This window comes from Nitrospirillum karajorum, from assembly GCF_036348415.1.
Taxonomy (GTDB): domain Bacteria; phylum Pseudomonadota; class Alphaproteobacteria; order Azospirillales; family Azospirillaceae; genus Nitrospirillum; species Nitrospirillum amazonense_B.
This window is the reverse complement of sequence record NZ_JAZBQB010000001.1, coordinates 828,108-852,708: the sequence shown is the minus strand read 5'-3', so window position 1 is coordinate 852,708 and position 24,601 is coordinate 828,108. Positions and strand designations below refer to the sequence as shown.

General features: G+C 68.0%; 20 protein-coding genes. 13 read left to right on the top strand and 7 right to left on the bottom strand.

The window, feature by feature from the left end; translation table 11 throughout:
* Positions 1 to 40: 40 nt before the first annotated feature.
* Complete coding sequence (gene ppk2 / locus UCD39_RS03890) at positions 41 to 1,036, bottom strand: polyphosphate kinase 2 (RefSeq protein ID WP_330494773.1); 996 nt, start codon at positions 1,034 to 1,036, stop codon at positions 41 to 43.
* 196 nt (positions 1,037 to 1,232) lie between these two features.
* On the opposite strand from ppk2, the gene UCD39_RS03885 reads away from it, so the two are divergent.
* Positions 1,233 to 1,727: a PaaI family thioesterase gene (locus UCD39_RS03885; protein WP_330494772.1), complete on the top strand. Its 495-nt coding sequence runs from the start codon at positions 1,233 to 1,235 to the stop codon at positions 1,725 to 1,727.
* On the opposite strand, the gene UCD39_RS03880 is transcribed toward UCD39_RS03885, so the two are convergent.
* Positions 1,671 to 3,149 carry an MFS transporter gene (locus UCD39_RS03880; RefSeq protein WP_330494771.1) on the bottom strand — a complete coding sequence of 493 codons (1,479 nt, stop codon included), beginning with the start codon at positions 3,147 to 3,149 and terminating at the stop codon, positions 1,671 to 1,673. The genes UCD39_RS03885 and UCD39_RS03880 overlap by 57 nt on opposite strands.
* 261 nt (positions 3,150 to 3,410) lie before the next feature.
* Between UCD39_RS03880 and UCD39_RS03875 the strand changes: the two genes are divergently transcribed.
* Positions 3,411 to 4,460 (top strand): LacI family DNA-binding transcriptional regulator, encoded by a 1,050-nt coding sequence (locus UCD39_RS03875; RefSeq protein ID WP_145732574.1) that lies wholly within the window; start codon positions 3,411 to 3,413, stop codon positions 4,458 to 4,460.
* A gap of 17 nt (positions 4,461 to 4,477) precedes the next feature.
* On the opposite strand, the gene UCD39_RS03870 is transcribed toward UCD39_RS03875, so the two are convergent.
* Positions 4,478 to 6,127 carry a tryptophan halogenase family protein gene (locus UCD39_RS03870; RefSeq protein ID WP_330494770.1) on the bottom strand — a complete coding sequence of 550 codons (1,650 nt, stop codon included), beginning with the start codon at positions 6,125 to 6,127 and terminating at the stop codon, positions 4,478 to 4,480.
* Between the two features lie 344 nt (positions 6,128 to 6,471).
* Between UCD39_RS03870 and UCD39_RS03865 the strand changes: the two genes are divergently transcribed.
* The 3 genes from UCD39_RS03865 to UCD39_RS03855 all read left to right on the top strand — a co-directional run bounded on the left by UCD39_RS03865 (position 6,472) and on the right by UCD39_RS03855 (position 11,709).
* Positions 6,472 to 8,772, top strand: a complete 2,301-nt coding sequence (locus UCD39_RS03865) for a TonB-dependent receptor (RefSeq protein WP_330494769.1) — start codon at positions 6,472 to 6,474, stop codon at positions 8,770 to 8,772.
* 218 nt (positions 8,773 to 8,990) lie between these two features.
* Entirely contained in the window at positions 8,991 to 10,046 is a 1,056-nt protein-coding gene (locus UCD39_RS03860) for a LacI family DNA-binding transcriptional regulator (RefSeq protein ID WP_330494768.1), read from the top strand.
* Between the two features lie 196 nt (positions 10,047 to 10,242).
* Positions 10,243 to 11,709: a hypothetical protein gene (locus UCD39_RS03855; RefSeq protein WP_330494767.1), complete on the top strand. Its 1,467-nt coding sequence runs from the start codon at positions 10,243 to 10,245 to the stop codon at positions 11,707 to 11,709.
* A 17-nt stretch (positions 11,710 to 11,726) separates the two neighbouring features.
* On the opposite strand, the gene UCD39_RS03850 is transcribed toward UCD39_RS03855, so the two are convergent.
* The gene (locus tag UCD39_RS03850; RefSeq protein ID WP_330494766.1) at positions 11,727 to 12,716 is read right to left on the bottom strand and encodes a tetratricopeptide repeat protein; all 990 of its coding nucleotides are present in this window, start codon (positions 12,714 to 12,716) and stop codon (positions 11,727 to 11,729) included.
* Positions 12,717 to 12,768: 52 nt separating this feature from the next.
* Positions 12,769 to 13,737 (bottom strand): LysR family transcriptional regulator, encoded by a 969-nt coding sequence (locus UCD39_RS03845; protein ID WP_145732563.1) that lies wholly within the window; start codon positions 13,735 to 13,737, stop codon positions 12,769 to 12,771.
* Positions 13,738 to 13,815: 78 nt separating this feature from the next.
* Between UCD39_RS03845 and UCD39_RS03840 the strand changes: the two genes are divergently transcribed.
* The 5 genes from UCD39_RS03840 to UCD39_RS03820 are packed head-to-tail and all read left to right on the top strand — an operon-like array spanning position 13,816 to position 18,587.
* Complete coding sequence (locus tag UCD39_RS03840) at positions 13,816 to 15,060, top strand: acyl-CoA dehydrogenase family protein (protein WP_330494765.1); 1,245 nt, start codon at positions 13,816 to 13,818, stop codon at positions 15,058 to 15,060.
* A 4-nt stretch (positions 15,061 to 15,064) separates the two neighbouring features.
* Positions 15,065 to 15,946: an SDR family oxidoreductase gene (locus tag UCD39_RS03835; protein WP_330494764.1), complete on the top strand. Its 882-nt coding sequence runs from the start codon at positions 15,065 to 15,067 to the stop codon at positions 15,944 to 15,946.
* Positions 15,943 to 17,061, top strand: a complete 1,119-nt coding sequence (locus tag UCD39_RS03830) for a phosphotransferase family protein (protein WP_330494763.1) — start codon at positions 15,943 to 15,945, stop codon at positions 17,059 to 17,061. The genes UCD39_RS03835 and UCD39_RS03830 overlap by 4 nt, the downstream gene beginning before the upstream one ends.
* Positions 17,062 to 17,065: 4 nt before the next feature.
* Positions 17,066 to 17,797 (top strand): histidine phosphatase family protein, encoded by a 732-nt coding sequence (locus UCD39_RS03825; protein ID WP_330494762.1) that lies wholly within the window; start codon positions 17,066 to 17,068, stop codon positions 17,795 to 17,797.
* Between the two features lie 25 nt (positions 17,798 to 17,822).
* A complete protein-coding gene (locus tag UCD39_RS03820; RefSeq protein WP_330494761.1) occupies positions 17,823 to 18,587 on the top strand; it encodes an SDR family oxidoreductase in 765 nt (254 codons plus the stop codon).
* Here the strand turns inward: UCD39_RS03820 and UCD39_RS03815 are convergent.
* Positions 18,584 to 19,483 carry a DUF4349 domain-containing protein gene (locus UCD39_RS03815; protein WP_330494760.1) on the bottom strand — a complete coding sequence of 300 codons (900 nt, stop codon included), beginning with the start codon at positions 19,481 to 19,483 and terminating at the stop codon, positions 18,584 to 18,586. The genes UCD39_RS03820 and UCD39_RS03815 overlap by 4 nt on opposite strands.
* Positions 19,484 to 19,724: 241 nt before the next feature.
* Here UCD39_RS03815 and UCD39_RS03810 point away from each other — a divergent pair, with 241 nt between their 5' ends.
* The 3 genes from UCD39_RS03810 (at position 19,725) to UCD39_RS03800 (ending at position 23,299) form a co-directional block, all read left to right on the top strand.
* Complete coding sequence (locus UCD39_RS03810; RefSeq protein WP_330494759.1) at positions 19,725 to 21,212, top strand: metallophosphoesterase; 1,488 nt, start codon at positions 19,725 to 19,727, stop codon at positions 21,210 to 21,212.
* Positions 21,213 to 21,226: 14 nt separating this feature from the next.
* Positions 21,227 to 21,937 carry an HAD family acid phosphatase gene (locus UCD39_RS03805; RefSeq protein ID WP_330494758.1) on the top strand — a complete coding sequence of 237 codons (711 nt, stop codon included), beginning with the start codon at positions 21,227 to 21,229 and terminating at the stop codon, positions 21,935 to 21,937.
* A 111-nt stretch (positions 21,938 to 22,048) separates the two neighbouring features.
* Positions 22,049 to 23,299 carry a DUF3667 domain-containing protein gene (locus UCD39_RS03800; protein ID WP_330494757.1) on the top strand — a complete coding sequence of 417 codons (1,251 nt, stop codon included), beginning with the start codon at positions 22,049 to 22,051 and terminating at the stop codon, positions 23,297 to 23,299.
* A gap of 25 nt (positions 23,300 to 23,324) precedes the next feature.
* Here UCD39_RS03800 and UCD39_RS03795 read toward each other — a convergent pair whose 3' ends face one another.
* Positions 23,325 to 24,236: a hypothetical protein gene (locus tag UCD39_RS03795; protein WP_330494756.1), complete on the bottom strand. Its 912-nt coding sequence runs from the start codon at positions 24,234 to 24,236 to the stop codon at positions 23,325 to 23,327.
* Positions 24,237 to 24,601 lie beyond the last annotated feature (365 nt).

Genomic DNA, 24,601 nt, shown 5'->3' with positions numbered 1-24,601 from the left:
ACGGCATGGGCGAGGGGCCTCAACCGCTCGCCCATCTCCATCAATACCCCTCGTCCACCCAGTGCTGCGTCGACTTCTTCGGTCGCTTGTAGCCGTTGTCCGGCTGGCGCGGGGGCAGGGGCAGGTCCACCGGGCTCAGATCCTTGTAGGGGATCTGGTGCAGCAGGTGGGCGATACAGTTCAGGCGCGCCTTCTTCTTGTTGTCGGCGTCGACGATGTACCAGGGGGCGTGGGCATGGTCGGTATGGGCCAGCATCACGTCCTTGGCCTTGGAATACTCCACCCAGCGGCCCCGCGATTCCAGGTCCATGGGCGACAGCTTCCAGCGCTTCATGGGGTTGTGCATGCGCTCCACGAAGCGCTTCTCCTGCTCCTCATCGCTGACGGAGAACCAGTACTTGATCAGGATGATGCCGGATTTCACCAGCATCTCCTCGAACAGGGGGCAGGCGCGCAGGAACTCTTGGTATTCATCCTCGGTGCAGAAGCCCATGACCTTTTCGACGCCGGCGCGGTTGTACCAGCTGCGGTCGAACAGGACCATTTCACCCTGGCCGGGCAGATGCTGGACATAGCGCTGGAAATACCATTGGCCCTTCTCCCGCTCCGTCGGGGTGGCCAGGGCGACCACGCGGCAGATGCGGGGGTTCAGGCTCTCGGTGATGCGCTTGATCACCCCGCCCTTGCCAGCGGCGTCACGCCCCTCGAACAGCACCACGACCTTCAGGCCCTGGATGCGCACCCACTCCTGCAGCTTCAGCAGCTCGAACTGCAGGCGGGCCATCTCATCAATGTATTTGTAGTGCTTGGGCGGCCGTCCGGGCTTGCCCGGGCCCAGGATGTTCCAGCGGTCCTCGATGCGCTTGTGTTCCTTGGCGTTGCGCAGGATTTCGCCGTCCAGCGGCGCGGCCGGGCTGATGTCCGCCATTTCTTCCGGCGTGGGGTTCCCCACTTCACCGCTCGCCTCGGCGCCTGGGGCGGCGCCGTTGCCGTTCTGCGTGTTCTGGTTCGCGTGCTTCTTGGACTTGCCGGCCATGGCGTATCAGGCCTCTCGGTAAAGTGGGCGGGTGAACCGTTATGGTTCCTTGCCAAGTACCTTGTCCCCGAATGGGGCGCCCCATCCTTGCGCCATGTCAATGCTCACCCTTTGGTTATGTGGCTTGCATCATGAAAGCCATAGGGCCAGAATCGCGCCCGACGCCACGACGACGGGAGGGATGATGATGGCCCAGGTGAACGACGCAGAAAAGCCGATGGGCGAGGCGGAGCGCATGGCGGCGCTGGCCCGTATGGATGGCTTGGCCTTCCTGCACGCCCTGATGGCGGGGGATCTGCCCCCGCCGCCTATCAACCAGACGCTGGGCTTCACCCTGAGCCATGCCGAGGTTGGCTACGCTGTTTTCACCGGAACCCCGGTCCACGCCTATTACAACCCCATCGGGTCCGTCCACGGCGGGTGGATCGCCACCCTGCTGGACAGCTGCATGGCCTGCGCCATTCAGACCACGCTCACCGGCGGGCGTGGCTACACCACCCTGGAACTGAAGATCAACTACGTCCGCGCGGTGACGGAGGCGACGGGCCCGGTGCGGGCCGAGGGGCGCATCATCCACGCCGGTGGCCGCACCGCCACGTCCGAGGGCCGGCTGCTGGATGGCCAGGGGCGGCTGTTAGCCCACGGCACCACCACGTGTCTGATGTTCGATCCCCGGCCGCCCAAGGCCTGAGGGGGGAACGGGTAATGGGGTGGCGGGCGTGGTTCCCGCCGCGCGACCGGCCAGCGCCTCCACCACCCGGCGATGCATGGCGCCATCCAGCGGGTATCCCGCCATCAGCGCCAGGGTGGTGAGGAACAGGCCGCAGGGCAGCAGCGACATCAGTTGGCGCAGGCCGCTCAGCGTTTCCGCCGATTGCGTGGCGTTGGGCACGAAGCCGATGGCGGACAGCAGCCAGCCCAGCAGGGCGCCGGCCAGGCCCAGCGCCACCTTCTGCGCCAGGGAGGCGACGCCGAAAATCTTGGCCTCATCCCGGCGGCCGAAGCGCCATTCGTTGTAATCGACCAGGTCGGGCAGCATGGCCCAGAAGCCCACGGCATGGACGGTGCAGCCCACGAACAGGGCCGCGATGGCCGCCACCGCCAGGGCGGGCTGGTCGCTGGGCGCCAGCAGGAAAGCCAGGGATGACAGGGCCGCCAGGCCGGTGCCCAACTGCCACGACACCTTCTTGCTGGTGCGGCGCGACAGCCACACCCAGAAGGGGACGCTGATGGCGCTGGCGGCGGAGAAGGCGGGCATGGCATAGGCGGCCAGGTCCATGTCGCCCACGTCATACTTGAAGAAATAGACCAGGTTGCGGAACTGCAGGGCGCCGGCCACCTGGATGAGGCCGATGGACAGCAGCAGCCGCATCAGCGGGCTGGAGCGGCCCAGGGTGCGCAGGAAGCCGACGACATCGCTGTCAAGGGTGGCGCGGGAGGCCGGCGCCAGGGCTGGCCACGGCTCCTCCTTCACCACGCTGGCGCACAGCCAGAACAGGGCGACGGACAGGGCGCCGACCACCAAGCCGCTGATGCTGTACCCCAAACCCCCATAGGCGCTGGCGTGTCCGCCGGTCGCCATGTGGTCGATCCGGGCGGCCAGCGCCGGCAGCAGGAACGACACGGTGATGCCGCCGATGAAGGCGCAGGTCATGCGATAGCCCGTCAGGCTGGACCGCTCCTCCGCGTCCTGGGTGATGCGCGCCGACAGCGAAGCGTAGGGGATGGACACGATGGTGTAGACGCCGCGCCACACGGTATGGCTCAGGATGGCATAGGCGATCAGTCCGCCCTGGCCCAGACTCGGCGCGGCGAAGCACGCCGCCATCACCGCCCCCAGGGGCAGGCCCCCCCACAGGATGAAGGGGCGGTAACGGCCCAGCCGGGTGCTGGTGCGGTCGGCCCAGACCCCCATCAGCGGGTTGGCCAGGCCGTCGACGATGGCGGCCACCAGGAAGCCCACCCCCACCCACACTGGGGGCACGCCCTGCACGTCCGTCTGGAAATAGGCCAGGAACAGGGTCATCGCCTGCCAATGCAGGTTCAGGCCGAGGTCGCCGATGGCGTAGCCCAGCTTGATCTTCAAGGCGACGGGCGCCTGTCCGTAAGCCATTTTCCCCCCTGGGTCTTTATCCGTGGGTCCGGTGGCGCCATGGGGGAATGACAGCGGTGCCATCGTCCCTTAGCGCCCCGACCGTCCCCAGGAAACAACATCCTGTGGCGGTCGCGCCAGCGTCCCTTTCGGCCAGGTGGGGGGCAAAGACGGTCAAATGATGGACGCGCGCGTTTTTTTGCGCCAACGATGCAGGATTGCCGCAACCGGGCGCCTTGGGCGATTGTGAGCCGGCATAGTTGAGGAATGGGGAGTGGACATATGGCGGGGCCTGACCGCAAGCCGACGATCATCGATGTGGCGCGCCTGGCGGGGGCGTCCATCAAGACGGTGTCGCGGGTCATCAACAAGGAACGCTATGTCAGCCCCGACATGCAGGAACGCATCGAGAAGGCGGTGGCCGAATTGGGCTATCAGCCCAACATGATGGCCCGCAGCCTGGCCAGCGAGCGGTCCAACCTCATCGGCCATCTCTACGGTGACGCCGGCGGCCCCTACACCCTGGAAATCCAGGTGGGCCTGCTGAACCGCTGCCGCGACCACGGCTACCACTTGATGATCGAGGAAATCGATTATCGCAGCGCCAATGTGGAGCAACGGGCCAGCGCCATCGTCAACCAGATGCGCCTGGACGGCGTGGTGCTGACGGCCCCGGTGACCGACAACCCCGTCGTGCTGCGCATCCTGGAGGATGCGGGCGTGCCCTATGTCCGGGTCACGCCGCAGCAGGAATCGGAAACCTCCCCGTCCGTCCGTATCGACGAGCGGCAGGCGGCCTATACCCTGACCCAGCACCTGCTGGCGCTGGGGCACCGCCGCATCGGCTTCATCAAGGGCAAGGCCAACCACACCGCCACCATCCTGCGCTACACCGGCTATTGCCAGGCGCTGACCGATGCCGGCGTGGCGGTGGATCCGGTGCTGGTGGAGCAGGGGGAGTTCACCTACGCCTCGGCCGTGCCCTGCGCCCGCCGCCTGCTGGATCAGCACAACCGGCCCACGGCCATTTTCGCCAGCAACGACGAAATGGCCGCCGCCGTGGTGGCGGAGGCGCACAACCGCAGCTTCAGCCTGCCGGCCCAGTTGTCCGTCGTCGGCTTTGACGACACGCCCCTGGCCGAAATGATGTGGCCGCCCCTGACCACCGTGCGCCAGCCGGTGCGCGAAATGGCGGAGGCGGCGGCCGACATCCTGATCGGCCTACTGTCCCAGCGCGGCAAGGTCGATTGGCCCAAGCCCGTGCCCCACCAGGTGCTGGCCCATACCATCCTGCTGCGCCAGTCCACCGCCCGTCCGCCGGCCAAGGGCTGAGGGCCGCCTCTGCGGGATCAGTGGCGGCTGCCAGCCTGCGCGGCGGGGGGTGGACGGAAGCCGTTGCGATAGACCTCCTCCACCAGGTCGCGGTGGCTGGGCAGGCTGGACAGGGCCTGGGGCGTCACGGTGCGCAGCCCCTGGAACTCGTGCCGCGCCTCCTCCATGCGGCGGTACAGCGTCCGTGCCGGCTCCAGGTCGGTTTTGAAGCCCATGCCATACAGGACGTATTGATAGCTGGCCGGCAGGAAGGTTTCATGGTCGGCCACGAAATCGAACCGGCCGGGCGGCCGGTGGGCCCAGAGGGCAAGGCGGTCGCGCAGCGAGCCCGGCACGGTGGCGGGGTCGGCGTTGTCCCGCCAATAGGCGCTGTCCGTCCGCCGGGTCAGGCAATAGTGCAGCTTCAGGAAATCGACGATGCGGTCATACCGCGCGCCCATCAGCGCGTTGTAGGTCCGGGCGGTGGCGGCCATGGCCGCCGCTGTCTGGGCGCTGTCCAGGCCCGATGGCCCCCAGGGGAAGAACTGGGCGATCATGTGGGCCGCCACCTCGATCAGCATGATGCCGGTCGATTCCAGCGGTTCGAAAAAGCCGCCGGACAGGCCCACCGCCACGCAGTTGCCCACCCAATGCCGGCTGCGGCGGCCGGACTCGAACTTCAGCAGGCGCACGTCACGCCCGGCCGCCATGGGCCCGATGTACCGGCGCAGCACCTCTTCCGCGCGGGCGTCGTCGGTGTGGCGGCTGGAATAGACATAGCCGGTGCCGCGGCGGTCGTTCAGGCCGATGTCCCATGTCCAGCCCGCCTCATGCGCCGTGGCCACGGTGTAGGACGGGATGGGCGCGTCCGGCCGGTCGTAGGGCACCTGCAGGGCAACGGCCCGGTCGTTGAACAGCACGTCGCCACAGGGTTTGAAAGGCACCTTCAGCGCCTGGCCGATAATCTGCGCCCGGAACCCGGTGCAGTCGATGTACAGGTCGGCTGTCAGGCCGCCGTGCTCGCGCGTGTCCAGCCGCGCCACGGCGCCGCTGCCGTCCAGCACCACCCCATCGACCGTGCCCACCAGATGGCGGACCCCCAATTCCACCGCCACGGTCCGCAGCAGGACGGCCAGCCGGTTGGCGTCGAAATGATAGGCGTAGTTCAGCGGCGCGTGATAGGGCGGGTCGATGGCCCGCTTCGGCCCCCGGCAGGCATCCGCCACCGCCTTCTGCAGGGTCACGGCTTCCGCGAACGGCAGGTTCCCGGCGGCGCCCAGCAGCCAGTAGGGCAGCAATTCCGGCCCTTTGACCTGGTGGGGAAAATTGAAGGGGTGGAAATAGTGGCTGTGCCCCGGCACGGCGCCCAGGGCCTGGGTGGGGGCCGCGTCCGGCGCCGGCGCTTCCGCCCAGTCCACGAAATGGACGCCTTGCTTGAAGGTGGCGCTGCTTTCCCGCAGGAAGCGCGCCTCATCGATGCCGATGGCCGCCAGGGTGGAACGGATGGTGGGGAAGGTGCCTTCCCCCACGCCGATGATGCCGATGTCGGTCGATTCGATCAGGGTGATGTCTGTCCCGCCGGACAGGCCCGTGCCTAAGGTTTTGGCCAGGTAGGCCGCCGTCAGCCAACCGGCAGTACCCCCGCCCACGATCAAGATCCGGCGCCGGGCGCCCTCCGCAACGGTCATTCGCATCCTCCCTGCCGCGCCGGGCGCCCGACGGCGCCATGGCGGATTTTCTTATGTTTCCCAACGTCTGAGGCCAGATCTCTCCGCCAGCGGGGCTTGGAATCGCCCCTTGGTTGCGGGCCTGTTGTTGCAGTGCCGCAGGCGTCATTTTGGCCATGGGGCAAGAATACCACGATTGGCGCAACATGACAGCGCTGTGCGACAACGTTGTCATAATTTTGTTGACAGCATGGACCGGCCCGCTAAACATGCCAGCCACAACAGCACCGCACCCAACGCGTGTAGCGGTCGCTGCTGAATATCCGCCTTGAGTAATCGGGCTAGAATAAAAGGGAGGAAGCGAGATGAAGGCGAGACTCGGACTCTATCTGCAAGCTGCGGCCGTGATTGCCCTTTCCGGTGGCGCGTACGCGCAGACCGCGTCGGCTCCGGCCAACTCAGACACCATTGCCGAAATCGTCGTTACCGCGACCAAGCGGGAAACCAAGCTGCAGGAAACCCCGATCGCCGTCTCGGCGTTCAGCCAGGATAGCCTGGACAAGCAGCAGGTGAAGGACATCACCGACCTGTCCAAATACGTGCCCAGCCTGGCCTTTGGCCAGCAGGGCGACCAGAACGCCATCACCCTGACCCTGCGCGGCATCGGCAACGACAGCGCGTATACCGAGGTGGCCGACCCCGAGGTCGCCATGTATGTCGACGGCATCTATTCGCCGCGCGCCCAGGGCGCCTCGGTGCTGATGTACGATATGGAGCGCGTGGAAGTGCTGCGCGGGCCACAGGGCACGCTGTTCGGCCGCAACGCCACCGTCGGCGCCGTCAGCCTGATCTCCGCCAAGCCGACCTTCGACAAGGAATACGGCAATGCCGAGGTCGTCGCCGGCTCCTACGCCCGCTTCGGCACGCGCGGCATGTTCAACCTGCCCGTTTCTGACAAGCTGGCCTTCCGCGTCGCCTTCGTGACGGATAAGCACGACGGCTACGTCGATTACCAGCCGGCCCCCAACGTGGCCGGCGTCAATCCCGCCGCCTACGTGACCAGCGGCCCGAAATACTACGCCGGCGACCAGAAGTCCTTCCGTGTCAGCGGCGCCTGGCGGCCGACGGACAGCTTCAGCTGGGACCTGAACTTCGAATGGTATGAGGACACCGGCACCCCGGTCGAACCCCTGATGCAGACCCCGCGTCCGGGCAACAATTTGTGGTCGGTGCAGGCCGACACCGCGCCGTTCCAGGACCGCACCGCGAAGTCCGTCCACAGCAAGATGGACTACGACATCAACGATTACCTGCAATTCTCCTACATCGCCGGCGCCTCCTGGCTGGGCGGCAACAACCAGGTGGATGCCGACGCCGGCACCCTGCCGCCGACCAGCGCCACCACCCCGTCCGGCGCGTTCGAGCAGAACAGCACCGTCTGGTCCAGCTATGAGTTCTTCAGTCACGAGCTGCAGCTGAAGTCGTCGGGCGTTCACACCGTCGACTGGATCGTGGGTGCCTATTATTCCCACGAAACCAACAAGATCCGCTTCGACATCGACCAGGCCAACGGCTATCGCCTGGGAACCTTCAGCTGGGCCGGCAGCTTCATCCAGTCGGACCGTGAGATCGAATCCGCCGCCGGTTTCGGCCAGGCCACCTGGCACGTCACCGACGACATCCGCCTGACGGGCGGTGTGCGCTATACCCGCGACGACAAGGAAGACATCGGCGGCCGCAACGTCACCTGCAACGGCTGCACCCAGGGCATCTTCGGCCGCGATCCCTATTCCATCCCCGGCTACACGGCGTCGCCCAACGACGTCTATGGCCAGTGGAGCAAGGCCACCTGGCTGGTTCGCGCCGACGCCGACGTCATCAAGGACGTGCTGATGACCTATGCCAGCGTCGGCACGGGCTTCAAGTCGGGCAACATCGAGGACGGCGGCAAGCTGGCCGGCCCCGAGACCCTGACCAACTACGAAGTCGGCGCCAAGACGACGCTGTTCGGCGGCCGCGCCACCTTCAACGTGGCGGCCTATTATGAAGACTTCACGGGCTATCAGGTGAACCAGGCGGTCACCACCCGTGACGCCGCCGGCCATGTCATCGGCTCGCAGATCGTCACCCAGAACGCCAAGGGCGCCAAGGCCTATGGCCTGGAAGCCGAACTGGCGGCCAAGATCACCCCGCGTGACACGATCAACCTGGCGCTGTCCGCCCAGCATACCGAGCTGGAGGAACTGCAGAGCATCGACGCCCGGCTGTACAGCGGCGGCGACGTTTCCCACCTGGTCGAGCTGAAGGGCAACGAGCTGCCCCATGCCCCGTCCCTGTCGGGCACTGTCGGGTATGAGCACGTCTTCGACCTGCCCAACGGTGGCACGCTGACGCCGCGCGTCTCCACCCACTTCGAGACGCGCAGCTACCTGTCCTTCTTCAACGTCGCCAACTATGACGAGCAGAAGGCCTACACCCGCACTGACCTGTCGGTCCGCTACGACGCGCCCAGCGGCAAGTGGTCCTTGGAAGGCTTCGTCCAGAACCTGGAAAACGCCAACATCAAGACTAATGCCGGCGCCTTCGGTGGGCCGGCGACCCCGGTGTGGACCGCTGTGTACCAGCCGCCCCAGACCTGGGGTGTGCGGGCCCGCGCCAGCTTCTGATCCGTTCGTTCGCGTGTTGACCCCCGGGGCCTGGGGGAATGGTTCTCCCCAGGCCCCGGATACCCTTCCTGGCAGGATGCACTCTCCCCGAATCCTGCGCCTTGATGGGCGGCGCCCCCGCGCCGCCCATCCTTTATCCCTTTTTCTTTATTCCTTTTCCGTCGCCCTATCCGGCGCCATAACGATGGCGCCCCACACCCCTTGATTTGGAATACTCCATGGTCCAGCCGGACAAGCGGTCGATCACCATCCGGGAGGTCGCGGACCTGGCCAAGGTGTCCATCAAGACCGTGTCGCGGGTCATCAACCGCGAGGCCGGCGTTTCCCATGAGACCCAGAGCCGCGTCCAGGATGCCATCAACCGCCTGGACTACCGCCCCAACCTGAACGCCCGGGGCCTGGCCGGCGACCGTTCCTTCCTGATCGGGTTGTTTTATGACAATCCCAGCGCCCACTATATGAGCGACGTGCAGACGGGTGCTGTGGCCCGCTGCCGCGAGGGCGGCTTCCATCTGCTGGTGGAACCGTGGGACAGCACGGACCCCGCCGTCGGCGACCAGGTTCTCGACCTCATTTCCCAGTTGCGGCTGGAGGGCGTCATCCTGACTCCGCCGCTGGTGGATCATGCCGGGGTGCTGCAGGCTTTGCGCACGTCCCGCATTCCGCTGGTGCGCATCGCCCCCGACACGGACCGCGAGACGGCACCCTTCGTCTACATGGACGACTATGCCGCCGCCCGCCAGATGACGGCCTATCTCATCAGCCTGGGCCATCGCCGCATCGGCTTCCTGCTGGGCCATCCCGATCATGGCGCCACGGAACAACGCTACCAGGGCTTTCGCGACGAATTGGCGGATCACCGTATCCCGCTGGAACCCGACCTGGTGCGGCCTGGCCATTTCTCCTACCGCACCGGCATGGCCTGCGCCGAGCAGCTCCTGACCCTGGCCGATCGACCCACCGCCATCTTCGCCAGCAACGACGACATGGCGGCGGCCTCGGTCGCGGTGGCGCAGCGCCTGGGCTTGTCCGTGCCTACCGACCTGTCGGTCGCCGGTTTCGACGATACCCCGGTCGCGCGCATCATCTGGCCGCAGCTGACCACCATCCGCCAACCTATCACCCGCATGGCGGCCGCCGCCGCCGACCTGCTGATTGACCGGGCGGTCCGGCGCCAGCCGTGGAGCCATCCCATGCCGCGGCGGTTGCTGGAGTTCGAGGTGGTGGTGCGGGAATCGACAGCGCCCCCTCCCTCGAAAGGGGTTCGCCGCTGACCCCGCCGGGCTAACCCGCCTGTTATAGTTCTCTTGGCTCGCTGGTACCGGCACCATGAAAGGGATGCATGGGCAAGCGGGGGCGACAGACGGCGGCATGTCCAATCTGATCACCAAAATAACGGCTTGGTGGCAGGGGGATGACCCGCCCGGGCCGCGCCCGGCGACTTCGGCGCGGCGACCATCCCTGGAATCCGTGACGCCCGAGTCGGTTTCGGACGATTTGCAGAACCGTCTGAGCACCATCCTGGAACGCCAGGCCAGGATCTGCGCCGGCACGGTCCAGCTGCTGGGCCTGGAAAGCCTGAGGGACAGGCTGGGGGCCCGTTGGCCAGCCGTCCGGGATCGGGTGCATCAGTTGACCGAACGGCTGCTGAAGCAATCGCTGGACCCGGCCGATATCGTTTTCCCTTATGGCACCGACACCTATCTGGTGGTGTTCGCGCGCCTGGACGAACGCGCCGCCAGCCTGCTGTGCGCGCGCATCCTGCAGGATCTCCAACGCCTGCTGCTGGGGGACGCCGATGCCGCCACCATCGTGGTGCGCACCGCCGTGCGCCAGGTTTCCGGTGACCTGGTGGTCCGGCCGCACCGCCTGTCCGACATGATGTCGGACGCCGCTGACGCCGACGCCGCGTCCGAATCCGGGGCCGAATCCGGGGCCGACTCGGGGGGCGGATCAGGGGTCGACCACCAAGGCCCACCGGGCGGACGGGCCCCTGCCACCCTGGCCGGCGCCGGTGGCGCCGCTGGCGAACCGGGGTGGGTGCCGCTGACGGCGCAGGGGGGAGGCAGCTTTCGCCAGGAGGACGTGACGGCCGCCTGGGCGGCGCGGGGACAACTGGGACCGCTGGAAATCGTCTACCGCCCCGTCTGGGATGCCATCCACCAGTCCGTATCGCTTTATGTCGCGCGCGGCCGGCGGGTGCGGCGCGGGGGCCAGGCGGTTTACGGCTACGACACCATTCCGCAGACCGCCGCCGGCAGCCTGTCCGCCGAGAACCTCGCCGCCATCCTGGAGATGGATGAGGAAACGATGCGGCAGGCCATTGCCGTGTATCTGGACCTGTATGACAGCCGTTTCCGGTTCTACCTGTCCTTGCCCGTCCACTACGAAACCCTGGCGGCCATGCGCCGCCGCCGGTCCTATCTCGCGTTGGCCGGCCGCATCCCGGCCCATCTTGTGCCGTTTCTCAGCTATCATCTCGTGGGCTTACCCGCCGGCACGCCCACCGGCCGCCTTGCCGACTTCGTCACCGCCCTGCGCCCGGTTGGCCGGGGGGTCACGGTGGAGGTGCGCCTGGGCCGCCAGGACATGGGCATCCTGGAGGCTGCGGGGGTGAAGGGCGTCGGTGTCACCCTTCCCGGGGCCGACGATCCCCTGGCGCTTCCCACGGCCTTGGATAGCCCTGGAGCGGAACGGCCCCCCGCGGACCGGGTGGCCACCGATTTGGGCCTGGTCGCGGCGGAGGCGCAGCGGCGGCGCCTCAAGCTCTATGTCGAGGGCGTGCACACGGTGGAGGCGGAGGCCTTGATCGACCGTGTCGGCGCCGATTTCCTGGCCGGCGACCTTATCGGCGGCTGGACGATGACACCCCGGCACATCGCCCGCCTGACGCGCGTCGAGCTGCTGGCTAATTCGCGTCAGACTTCCGGCAGGTGATGGGAACCGGGCTGGGGCTACTGCGCCGTCGTCCCCGGCCGCCGGTCCGCGGGCAGCAGGGCGCGCAGGCGTTTGGCCTCCGCCAGGTCCTTGGGCGCCCCGTCGCCGTTTTCGTACATCTGCGCCAGCAGGGTGATGGCGCCCTGTTCCCCGCCATCGGCCGCCTTGCGCAGCCACTGCAGGGCCTTGGCGTCGTCACGGGGGACGCCTTCGCCCTGGCGGTATTGGAATCCCAGGGCGAACTGGGCGGGCACCCACCCCCGCTCCGCCGCCATCATGTTCCAGCGCGCGGCCTCGACCGGGTCCTTGGCGACGCCCAGGCCGGCCAGGTAGATGGCCCCCATCTGGCCCTGGGCGCGAACGAAGCCCTGGCTGGCCGCCTGCTTGTACAGGCGCGCGGCCTCCGTGAGGTTGGCCTGCACGCCGGTGCCGTTCTGGTACATCCAGCCCAGGTTGGTGAGACCGGCGGGATCGCCCTGGCGGGCACCCAGGGTATAGAGGCGCACCGCCTCGGCCACGTCCTGGGGCACGCCGCTGCCGTGCTCATAATGCCAGCCCAGGCTGACCTGGCCGCGGGCGTTGCCCTGGTCGGCCGCTAGTTTGTACAGGCGCGCGGCTTCCACCGGGTCCTTGGGCAGGCCGTTGCTGCCCTGGTCGTACAGCACCGCCAGCCCCACCTGGGCCTGGGCGTTGCCCCTGTCCGCCGCCTGGCGCAGATAGGCCAGGGCCTTGTCCTTATCCACAGTCACGCCCAGGCCTTGGCCGTATGCCTTGGCCAGTTCCACCATGGCCCCGGCATCCCCCTGCTGGGCCAGCGCCGTCAGCTTGGGCAGGGCGTCGGCATAATCATGCCTGGCCATGGCCAGGCGGGCCATGGCCAGGTCGGCCGCGGTGTCGGCCCGGGCGGGGCCCGCCCCCAGGCCAAACCCCAGCAGGGCGGCGAAGGCCAAGGGCAGGATGCGTCGGAACAACGGGCTTAAGCGGGCGGGGCGCAGGAATCGCGGCATGGCGGTGGTCCTTGACCTTGAAATGACGGCGACCTTGTGATGACGGCGCCCCTCAAGCCGGGCGCAGAACGTCGCGCAGCCAGCGACTGGCGGGATCGGTGTCGCTGGTCCGATGCCAGTAGAGATTAAACGCCAATGGCGGCATGTCCAGGGGAAGGGGCAGGATGTTCAGGGTACCCCGGCTGCCATCCACCAGCGGCTGGCCATGATGGCGGCCCATGGTCAGCAAAAGCCCACCCCCATTCAGGCCGGTTTCCGCTACCACGCGGCAGGCGGTTTCATACCGTTGGCAGCGCAGGGCGATTTTTCGCTGTATGCCCAGGCGCAGCAGGGCGTAGTCCTCCACCGCCGGCCCGCTGCGGCGGGAGGAGACGGCGATGTGGGCCGCCGTCCGATATCCGTCCAGGTCCACCGGCGCATGGCCGGCCGCCGCGACCAGGCAATAATCGTCCCGCAGCAGGGGCAGGTGGCACAGGTCCGGGTCGGGCGCCAGCGCCACGTCAACCGCCAGATCCATGCGCCCCCGGGCCAGGTCGGCCTTCATGGTGGCGCGATCCAGCCGCACGCTGTCCAGCCGGGGGCTGGATCCTTCCGCCAGATGCTGTCTCAGGCGCGCCATCATGACCGGCAGCAGGGCCGGCTCCACCGCCTCGGGCATGGCGATGACGGCCTGGCGCAGGTCGCGGTCCGGCTGAAAGTCCTGTACGTCGGCCAGGGCCCGTCCCAGGGCGGCCAGCGCCTCCCTCACCCGGGGCGCCAGGCGGCGCGCCAGGGCCGAGGGGGCCACCCCCCGGCCGTCGCGGGGAAACAGCGGTTCATTTCCAACCCCCGTGGCCCCCGTGCCCAGGTGCGGGCCCAACTGGTCGCGCAGGCGGGCCAGGGCGTGGCTTACCGCCGACTGCGACAGCGCCAGCTCATCCGCCGCGCGGGTCAGGCTGCGCGCCCGGTACACGGCGTCGAATACCCGCAGCAGGTTCAGGTCCAGCCTGGCCAGCAGGCGCGTATCATGAACGTCATTCATGGTTTATCGCGCATAAACTTCCGGACTGTTCATGTCAATCCGGCGCTACACTCCCCTCAACAAAAGGGAGAGGACGCCATGGACTTTCAGCCCAGCGCGCGGGCCCAGGACTATCTGGACCGTGTCCGCCGCTTCATCGCCGATCATATCGCGCCGGTGGAGGCTCAGTACTGGCGCGACGTGGCGGCCCATGACGGGCCCGACTGGACCGGCTGGCGTGTGCCGCCGAAGATGGAAGAGCTGAAGGCCCGCGCCAAGGCGGAGGGCTTGTGGAACCTGTTCCTGCCCGACGCGGAATTGGGCGCCGGCCTCAGCACCCTGGAATACGCCCCCATCGCCGAGGCCACCGGCCACAGCCTGATGGCGCCGGAGGTGTTCAACTGCAACGCCCCCGACACCGGCAATATGGAGGTCCTGTGGCGCTATGGCAGCCCGGCGCAGCGGGAACAATGGCTGAAACCCCTGCTGGCCGGTGAGATCCGCAGCGTCTTCTGCATGACGGAGCCGGAGGTCGCCTCCTCCGACGCCACCAATATGGCCGCCACGGCGGTGGTGGAGGGGGATGAGGTGGTGGTGACGGGCCGCAAATGGTGGTCCAGCGGCATCGGCGACCCCCGCGCCCGCATCGCCATCGTCATGGCCCGAACCCCGGATGAAAGCCGCGATCGGCATCACCAGCATTCCATGGTGCTGGTGCCCCTGGACGCGCCCGGCGTGCGGATCGAACGCATGCTGCCGGTCTTCGGCAGCCTGGACGCGCCGCACGGCCATGGTGAGGTGACGTTCGACCGGGTCCGCGTGCCCGCGTCCAACCTGATCGCCGGGCCCGGCATGGGGTTCGAGATCGCGCAGGGCCGCCTGGGCCCCGGCCGTATCCACCATTGCATGCGCTGCCTGGGGGCGGCCGAGGCGGCCTTGGACCTGATGATCCGCCGGGGCATGGCCCGCACTGCCTTCGGCCGGCCGCTGATCGACCTGGGTGGTAACCGTGAGCGGGTGGCGGAGGCCCGCGTGGCCATCGACCAGGCCCGCCTGCTGACCCTCTACGCCGCCTGGAAGATGGACAAGGTGGGGACCCAGGCCGCGTTGACCGAGATATCCGCCATCAAGGTGGTGGCGCCCAGCGTGCTGGAGCGGGTGGTGGACGCCGCCATCCAGATCCATGGCGGCGCTGGTGTATCGGGTGACACACCCCTGGCCGGGTTCTACGCCCAGGCGCGGTCCCTGCGTCTGGCCGACGGGCCGGATGAGGTGCACAAGGCCATGATCGCCCGGATCGAACTGGCCAAGCGCGGCTACAAAAAGACCAAAGGGGAGGGTTGACGGCATGGTGGCGATCACACCGAAGATGGGTAGCGGCGGCGGGCGCATCTTCATCACCGGCGGGGCCAGTGGCCTGGGCCTGGCGTTGGGCAAGCGCTACGCTCGGGCGGGCTGGCGGGTGGCCCTGGGCGACATCAACCCGGATGCCCTGGCGGCGGCGGTGGCGGAGCTGTCGGCCATCGCCCCGGATGCCTTCGCCATCCCGTGCGACGTGCGCGACGACGGCGCCCTGGACGCCGCAGCCCAGGCCCTGACCCAGCGCTGGGGCGGGGTCGACATCGTCGTCAACAACGCCGGCGTGGCCCAGGCCGGCAACATCGACGACACGCCGCTGGATGACTGGCGCTGGATCATCGACATCAACCTGATGGGGGTGGTGCGGGGCTGCAAAGCCTTCACGCCGATGTTCAAGGCGCAGGGCCATGGCTATTTCGTCAACACCGCCTCCATGGCTGGCCTGCTCGATATGCCGACGATGAGCGCCTACAACGCCACCAAGGCGGCGGTGGTGTCGCTCTCGGAAACCTTGCAGCATGAGCTGGCGCCCTGCGGCATCGGCGTCAGCGTCATCTGCCCGTCCTTCTTCAAGACCAACCTGGCGTCCAGCCTGCGCACCACCGATCCCCGGCTGCGCGCCCGGGTGGACAAGCTGCTGAACCGTCCCGGCATCACGGCCGACGATGTGGCCGAGTATGTCTACCAGGGCGTGGCCGTGGGCCGCTGCCATTTGCTGCCGCACAAGGAGGGGCGCCGCTTCTGGTTGATGAAGCGGTTGATGCCCCGCGCCTGGTACGTGGCCATGATCGATCGGCGGGCCCGCAGCATGGCGACACCGTCGCGCACCGCCGCCGCCCAGGCCCCGCAGCCGACGGCCGGCGCCCGATGACGGTGGCCCAGGCGGAGACCCCACCCCGGCCCGTGACCGACCGGGCCGGCCCGGTGCGGGCGGGGGAGGAGCTGGACGTGGCCACGGTCGACCGCTGGCTGAAGGGCCAGCGACCAACGCTCACGGGCCAGCCGCAAGTGACGCAATATTCCGGCGGCGCCAGCAACTGGACCTATCGCCTGGCCTATGGCGAGGACGGGGCGGAGGGGGACTTCATCCTGCGGCGTCCCCCGGCCGGCACCAAGGCCAAGTCCGCGCACGACATGGTCCGTGAATTTCGCGTGCAGCAGGCGCTCAAGCCCGTCTTCCCCTGGGTTCCCACCATGGTGGGGCTGTGCCAGGACGACCGGCTCATCGGTGCCGACTTTTATGTCATGGAACGCATCGCCGGCATCATTCCCCGCGCCAACCTGCCGCGTGGCCTGGACATGAGCCCGGATGCCGTGCGCCGCCTGTGCCTGGCCATGGTGGACAAGCTGGTGGCGCTGCACCGGGTGGACCCGGAGGCGGCCGGGTTGTCGGGCCTGGGCAAGGGGGAGGGCTATTGCCGCCGCCAGGTGGAGGGCTGGTCAGGGCGCTACCTCAAGGCGCGCACCTGGAACGTGCCCTCCTTCGCCCGGGTGCGGGCCTGGCTGGCGGCCAACACCCCGGCGGACAGCGCCGCCTGTGTCATCCACAACGACTGGCGCTTCGACAATCTGGTGCTGGACGCCGCCGACCCGACGCGCGTGATCGGCGTGCTGGACTGGGAGATGGCCACCATCGGCGACCCGCTGATGGATTTGGGCGGGGCACTGGCCTATTGGGTGCAGGCGGACGATGATTTCATCATGCGCTCCACCCGCCGGCAGCCCACCCACCTGCCCGGCATGCTGACCCGCGACGCGGTGGTGGCCCACTATCTGGCGGCCATGGGGGACAGGCTGGACGCCCAGGCGGTGGACTGGACCTTCTACGAGGTGTTCGGCCTCTTCCGCCTGGCCGTCATCGCCCAGCAGATCTACTACCGCTATCACCACCGACAGACCCGCAACCCGGCGTTCAAGCGCTTCTGGCTGCTGGTGACGTATCTGGACTGGCGCTGCCGCCGCATTCTGCGCTGGGCCGGGCGCTGATCCCATGGTGGCGCTGTACCTCATCCGCCATGGCCAGGCGTCCTTCGGGGCGGACGATTACGACCGGCTGTCGGCGCTGGGCATCGCCCAGGGCCGGGTGGTGGGCCAACTGCTGGGCGCGCGTTTGGGCGATACGGGCGTCGTCGCCATCAGCGGCAGCTTGACCCGTCACCGCGATACCGCCGCCGCCTGTCTTGAGGCCATGGGCCGGGCCGGGACCGCCGTGGCCGTCGACACGGACCTCAACGAGTACGACCCCGCCGACCTGGTCGCCCGCCATCGGCCGGATTTGGCCGATGCCGCCGCGCTTCGGGCGGAACTTTCCACCGCGCCCGATCCCCGCCGCGCCTATCAGGCGCTGTTCGCCGAGGCGGTGACCCGGTGGATGGCCGGGGACCATGATGCCGACTACGCCGAAAGCTGGCCCGTGTTCCGCCACCGCGTGCTGGCCGGTCTGGCCCGGGCGGCCCAGACGGGTGGTCAGACGAGCGGACAGACGGGCGCCGCCGTCCTGGTCTTCTCCTCCGGCGGGCCCATCATGGTGGCGGTGCAGGCGGTGCTGGGCCTGGATGCCGCCGCCGCCCGCCAGGTCCATTGGGGCCTGGTTAATGGCGGTGTCACCAAGCTGCTGGTCCCGACCCGGGCCGTGGGCCGGGTCGGGCCTGGCTGGTCGCTGTCCAGCCTCAATGAGCAGGCGGGCCTGGAAGGGCCGGATGGCTTGCTTACCTATCGCTGACCCGACGTCCCGAATCGAGGCTCCCATGACGGCCCCATCCACCCCAAATCGCACGATCCTCATCACCGGCGCCAGCTCCGGCCTGGGCCTGGGCATGGCCCGGGAATTCGCCGCCCTCGGCCGGGACTTGGCCCTCTGTGCGAGGCGCGCCGACCGGCTGGAGGCGTTGCGGCGGGACCTGCTGCAGGCGCATCCCGGCATCCGTGTCGCCATACGCCCGCTGGACGTCACCGACCACGCGGCGGTGTTTGAGACCTTCCATGCTTTCGATAGCGAAATGGGTGGATTGGACCGCATCGTCGTCAATGCCGGCATCGGCTCCGGCCGGCGCATCGGCACCGGCCATTTCGCCGAGAACCTGGCGACGGCCCAGACCAATTTCGTGGCGGCCCTGGCGCAGTGCGAGGCGGCTGTTGAGTTATTCCGATCTCGTAATAAAGGCCATCTGGTGGTCGTCTCCTCCATGAGCGCGCTGCGCGGCCTGCCCAAGCACCTGACCACCTACGCCGCCACCAAGGCGGGCCTGGCCGCCCTGGCGGAGGGCATCCGGGCCGAGCTGTTGCGCACCCCCATCCGGGTCACCACCCTGTTCCCCGGCTATATCCACACCGAACTGAATGCGGGCGCCAAGCGCCTGCCCTTCGCCATCCCCGGCGATGTGGGCAGCCGCCTGCTGGTTCGCACCATCGAGCGGGAACCGGCCACGGCCCACGTCCCCGCCTGGCCCTGGGCCTATATGGCGCCGGTCCTGAAGCTGCTGCCCCTGTCGCTGGTGGCGCGGCTGGCTTAAGCGGGCGTGGTTTCCATAGGTGGTTTGTTGCCGGGGTGCCGGCCACGGCGTAGACGCCGCGCGAAGCGTCGCAACAGCCAGGCAGCCAGTAGGACCAGGGGCAGCCACGGCAGGATGATGGCGACGAAGTCCACCAAGGTGGCCACCGAGCCGATCAGCGTCTGGCCGAATTCCTTCACGGCGTCACGGATGGGCCCCCAGTTCAGGCCCGCCTGGGGCGCTTTCGCGGGGGCCTCACCGTTGTAATTGATCGTAATGTCGACGGTGTCGGTGACGGTGCGCAGGTGGTCGCGCTGAGCCGTGGTGCTTTCGATGTCGCCTTGCACCTCGGCGATCTGTTGTTCCAGTTCCAGCAGATCATGGACGCTTTTCGAGGTCGTGCTGTGCAGCAGGGTCGTTAGCCGCTCGCGCAGGGCGCTCTTGGTTTCCAGGCGCTTGTCCACATCCAGGACCGCGAGGGTCTTGTCTTCCGCCGTGCGGGAATGCGCCGTCACCTCCACCGGCGGGGCGGTCAAGTCCTTCGTGAAGGCCTCCATCCCCTGCGGCGGCAGGCGCAGCTCGGTGGTGGCCTTGATCGAGCCGTCCGAAATACGGTCCAGGGTGCTTTTCAGGATGAAGCAGTTGAGCTTGGCGCAGGTGTCGAGATGGCGTTGCTGTGTCGCCTCCACGGCGGCAGCGGGCAGTTTCACCGTGTAGACATGGCTGACGGCGACATATTTGCGCGCCGCCATATCCATGGGCAGGGCGCCAATAGGCACCTCGACCGGTGGGACGAAGGGCGGTGGGGCGAGTTCGGTGATTTGCCCGTTGTAGACGACCTCGTCCTTCTTCTTGCACCCTGCCAGCGCCATCAGCGCCACCGCCGTAAGCACCAGACCCCATCCCGTCCGTCCCATGTCCCCGCCCCATGATGTCGCCGGCCTGCAATTCGGCGTTAATACGAAACGGTATCCAGCCACTCGGTTGAATACAACCAGGAAGACCCAAGTTTCCGGGAAATAAACGGTGGCGGGCCGGGTCAAATCCTGTCCATTTGGTCATGTTTTTGCGGTGTGGCGGCCAGCGCCATTGACAGGGCGGGGGCGGCCCGCCATCAACGGGGCGCGATACCGTGGGTGCGAAACCAAGGGGCAGCTGGTGGTGAAGCGGATGACCTTGCCGGGCCTGGCCACGGCGGTGGCGATGGGCTTGTGCCTGTTGGGGGCAAGTGTGGCCTGGGCGGCCAAGCCGGCCGGTACCGTGGCCCCGGTGGCGGAGCCGGCACCCTTCCTGGTGGTCAGCGACCTGCATTTCAATCCCTTGGACGACGCCAGCCTGGCCGCCCGGCTGGACGCGGCACCCGCAAAGGACTGGCCGGCCATCCTGGACAGCGCCGCCGACCGGCGCCTGTCTCCCTTCGGCCGGGACAGCAACTGGTTCCTGCTCCGCTCCGCCTTCGCGGCGATGCGGCAGGCCCAGCGGCATCCCGCCTACATCCTGCACACCGGCGACATGCTGGCCCACGACTTCCGCGACACGTTCGAGGAGACCTTGCCGGCGCACAAGGGGGATGATGCGGCCTACCGCGCCTTTGCGTTGAAGACGGTGACGGTGCTGCTGGAAACCCTGCGGCAGACCTTCCCGGGCGTTCCGGTGCTGACGGCGCTGGGCAACAATGACAGCTATTGCGGCGACTATGCCGTGGCGCCCAACGGCCCGTTCCTGGCGGACACCCTGCCGCTGCTGACCCAGGGTTTCGGCCCCGGTCTTGGCGGCGGAGCGGATCAGGCGGCCATCGCCCGGGACTGGCGCCTGGCCGGCAACTACGTCATCCGCCATCCGACCTTGAAGGGCGTGCGCATCGTGTCCTTCGACACGGTGCCCCTGGCCCGCAAGTACAAGAACAGCTGCGGGCGCCCCGGTGACACGCCGCAGGACACCACGCTGGCCTGGCTGCACCAGGCGTTGGCGGACGCCAAGGCCGCCGGCGACAGCGTCTGGCTGATCACCCATGTCGTGCCGGGCATCGACAGCTATGCCACCGCCAGCGCCTGGGCCAAGGCGGGGAAGGAGGCGGTCACCGCCGGCCAGCCGGTGCCCGCCTGCACCGCGCCTGTCGAATTGTTCGCCCCCGGCATGGAGGCGCGGTTCGAGGCGGAGATGGCGCCCTACCATGACATCGTGAAGGTGCTGTTCGCCGGCCATGTCCATATGGACGATTTGCGCCTGGTGGGTCCTTCCGGTGCCGGGGTGCCCGTGCTGGTGACCCCGGCCGTCAGCCCGGTCTATCAGCAAAGCCCGGCGTTCAAGCTGGGGGTGGCGGCGGCCGATGGCTCGGTCGCCCACCTGACCACCTACTACCTGGCCAACCTGGCCGAAGGGCCCAGCCTGCGCACCGCCCGCTGGCTGCCCGAGTACGACACGGCACGGGCCTGGGGCACCCAGACCCTGACGCCCCAGGCCCTGCGTGGCATCATCGCGCACATCCGCGACAGCGGGCCGGTCCAGGCGCGCTATCGCGCCATTTACAGCGTCGCCCGGCCAGAGGCCTCCGCCATGACGCCGGATAATCAGCCGCTGTATCTGTGCGCCTTGGACCAGACCCTGGTCGATGGCTACACCCGCTGCGCTTGTCCTCAGCCCTGAAGGAGCCCGCCCGCATGTCCGTTCGCGCCCTGTCCATTCGGGTCCTGACCTCCCTGCTGCTGGCCGGTTGCGCCCAACAGGCGCCCTTGGCGACGCCGGCGCCCGGCTTGCCCAACCTGGGCGTGGTGAAGACCCAACTAGTGGCCTATCACGACAGCGGCGCCTATGACCGCGACCTGGCCCGCGTGGCGGGCGAGGCCGCCGCCTGGATCAAGACGCGTACCGTCGCCTTGCCGGCCGGCGTCCGTCCCGCCCTGGTGCTGGACATTGACGAGACATCGCTCAGCAACTGGCCGCAATTGCGGATCAACGACTTCGGCTACATCACCGCCGGCGGCTGCGACCTGGAGCGGGGGCCGTGCGCCGCCCCGGCCTGGGAGATGATGGGCCGGGCGACCGTCATCGCGCCGACGTTGGAGGTCTACCGTCAGGCGCGGGCCGCCGGCGTCGCCGTCTTTTTCATCACCGGCCGGCCGGAAACGGAGCGTGAGGCCACCGCCCGCAACCTGACGGCCGTGGGCTATGAGGGCTGGGCCGGCCTGGTGCTGCGGACACCCGGGACCCACAGTCCATCGGCGGCGGACTACAAGGCGGCGGAGCGGGCGCGTATCGAGGCCCAAGGCTACACCATCATCGCCAACATGGGCGATCAGGACAGCGACCTGGCCGGCGGCCATGCCGAGCGTGGCTTCAAACTGCCCAACCCCTTCTATTTCATCCCTTAAGCCTTCCTAACGCCGTAGGGCGCCCCGCCAATCTTGCAATTAAGCCGTGCTGCCCGCATCCTCGGCGCCGGCCCCGCGCCGCTGCGGGGGATGGCCTTGGGGGGCAGGGGAATGAGCGGGGAGATTGAGGCGGCTGGCGGCCTGGCGGAAGCCAGCCTGGTCGCCAGGGCGATCGAGGGTGAGCGGCATCAGGCCGCCGTCACCCATGAGGATGGCCACCACCGGTGCGCCAATTGCGGCACGCATCTGACCGGGGCCTACTGCCACGCCTGCGGCCAGCCGGGGCACGTCCACCGGTCCATGCTGCACATCGTGGAGGAGTTCTTCCACGGCATCCTGCATTTCGACAGCAAGGTGTGGCGCACCTTCCCCATGCTGGCCTTCCGCCCCGGCAGCCTGACGCGGCGCTATGTCCAAGGGCATCGCGTGCGCTACGTCTCGCCCTTGGCGCTGTTCCTGTTCTGCGTCTTCCTGATGTTCTTCTCCCTGTCCTTCGTCGATACGCCGGCGAAGTCACTGGGCGGCAACCCGCTGAAAAGCCTGGATCATCAGTCTCTGGCGGAAGGGCGGGCGGAACTGGAGTCCACCGTCGCCGACGCCAAGGGGGAACTCAAGGACGCGGAAAACGATCTGGCGGAGGCCCAGCGCGAGGGACGTGACGTCGCCGACGCCACTGCCCTGCGGGACAAGCGCCGGCAGGAACTGAAGGTGGCGGAGGCCATGCTGAAGGCCTTCGACGCGGCGGCGGCGGCCGGCCTGAAGGCCAAGGCCGCGACCGAGGCGGTTGGCGGGGAGACGAAACCGGACGCCCCAACGATCAAGGCGCCAGCCGTCACCGATGAGGAACCCGCCACCACCGATGAGCCGGCCTGGGCCCGCTCCGCCAAGCAACTGGCCGATTCCAAACAACTGTTCGACGTGGACCTAGGCATGCCCAAGCTGGAGGAGCATGTCCGCCACGCCCTGCGCAATCCCGAACTGACGCTCTACAAGATGAAGGAATTGGCCTCCAAGCTGTCCTTCCTGCTGGTGCCGCTGTCGGTGCCCTTCATCTGGCTGATGTTCCTGTTCAAGCGCGGCGTCTTTCTCTACGACCATGTGGTCTTCGCCCTGCACTCCCTCTCCTTCATGGCGGTGCTGACGGCGGTCGCGGCCCTGGGTTCCCGGGCCGGGCTGGGGGCGGACGCCATCGGCGTCCTGATGTGCTTCGTTCCCCCCATCCACATGTACGCCCACCTCAAGGGCGCCTACCGGCTGGGCACGTTCGGCGCCCTATGGCGCACCATCGGCCTGTTGTGGGTGGCCATGCTGGCGCTGACCTTCTACCTGATCTTCATCGTTTCCATGGGCCTGGTGGAGTAGGCGGCGGCGGAATGGCGGCCCGCCGCTATTCCAGGCTTTCCGTCAGGCTGGCGGCCAAGGCGCGGGTGGGGGTGGTCGCATCGGGATTGGGCAGGGCCAGCACCCGCCGGCCCTGCTTGGTGTAGGCCATGGCCGCCTGGATTTGCGGGTCGTTGCGGAACAGGGCCATGAACGAGCCGTCGGCATAGGCCTCATACAGGCCGTCCAGCAGCATGTCGGCCAGGCGGTCGTTATGCTTGGCCACGAAGAAGTAGAGGTAGAAGTCGCGGTAGAACAGGGCGACATCGCGTGCCACCGTCACCGGCACGCCCGCCGCTTGCGCCCGTTCCACCTCTTGCTCGATGTCCAGGCTGCTGCGGGGCACGGCGTCCGCGGCGCCATCGGCGACGTCGGCGTACGGGTTGCCGGTCGTCTCGCGCACGGTTTGGCCGGCGGCGCGCAGCAGGCGGGCTTCCGGCCACCCGGTTCCCTGCGCCAGGGCCAGGGGCTGGCCGTCCTGCAGCTTGGCTTGGCCGGCCTCACCCACCGCCAGCAGGCGATATCCCATCAGTCCCCGGTCCAGCGGCACCCGCACCGGCTGGAAATGTGCCTCCAGCGCCGGCGCCGTGGGCAGCCAATAGACATCCACCACACCGTTGTCCGGCTGCTCCAGCAGGCGCAGCACCCGGGCGGTGGGCAGGGGGTGGTCGTCGATCTTCAGCACATAGGGCCGGCCGCTTTTGGCCAGCGCCAGCTTCAACACCTTCAGCACATAGGCGGAGGCCGTGCCCTGGTTCAAGGCATGCACCACCAGCGGCGCCGGCGCGGGGGGCGCGGCCGTCGGCGCGGCCAGGCCGCCCATGTCGACGGGGTCGTCGTTGCGGCCGGCGCCCAGGGCTGGCACCGCCATCAGGCAGAGCACCAGCCACAGGGCGCATAAACGGGGAAGAATGGGCATGGCGCAAACACATCCTGCGGCCGCCTTCTGCCAAAGGGGCCGTTCTCGCTTGGTGGTGGCGGGTCCTGCCGGCGGATGTCCCGCTTGGGGCCCTTGTTGGGACCGACCTTATCGGCGGCCTTCTCCCTCGGCGACCGCTGATCGTTCGGACCAGCGTTGCCTGACAGGCTCAAGACTAGGCCATTAAGGGTTAGCGGGTCGTTAACGCTTGCGACCTAGGCCGCAACGCGCCTGCACCTACCCGGTGCAATAAATCGACCTTTACGGGTGCGGCATTTACGCGCGCTGCTGCCATGGCGAGGTCCGCTGATAATGGGAGCAACAATATAAAACTTTTAGAATCAACAATTTATGACGGTATCGGG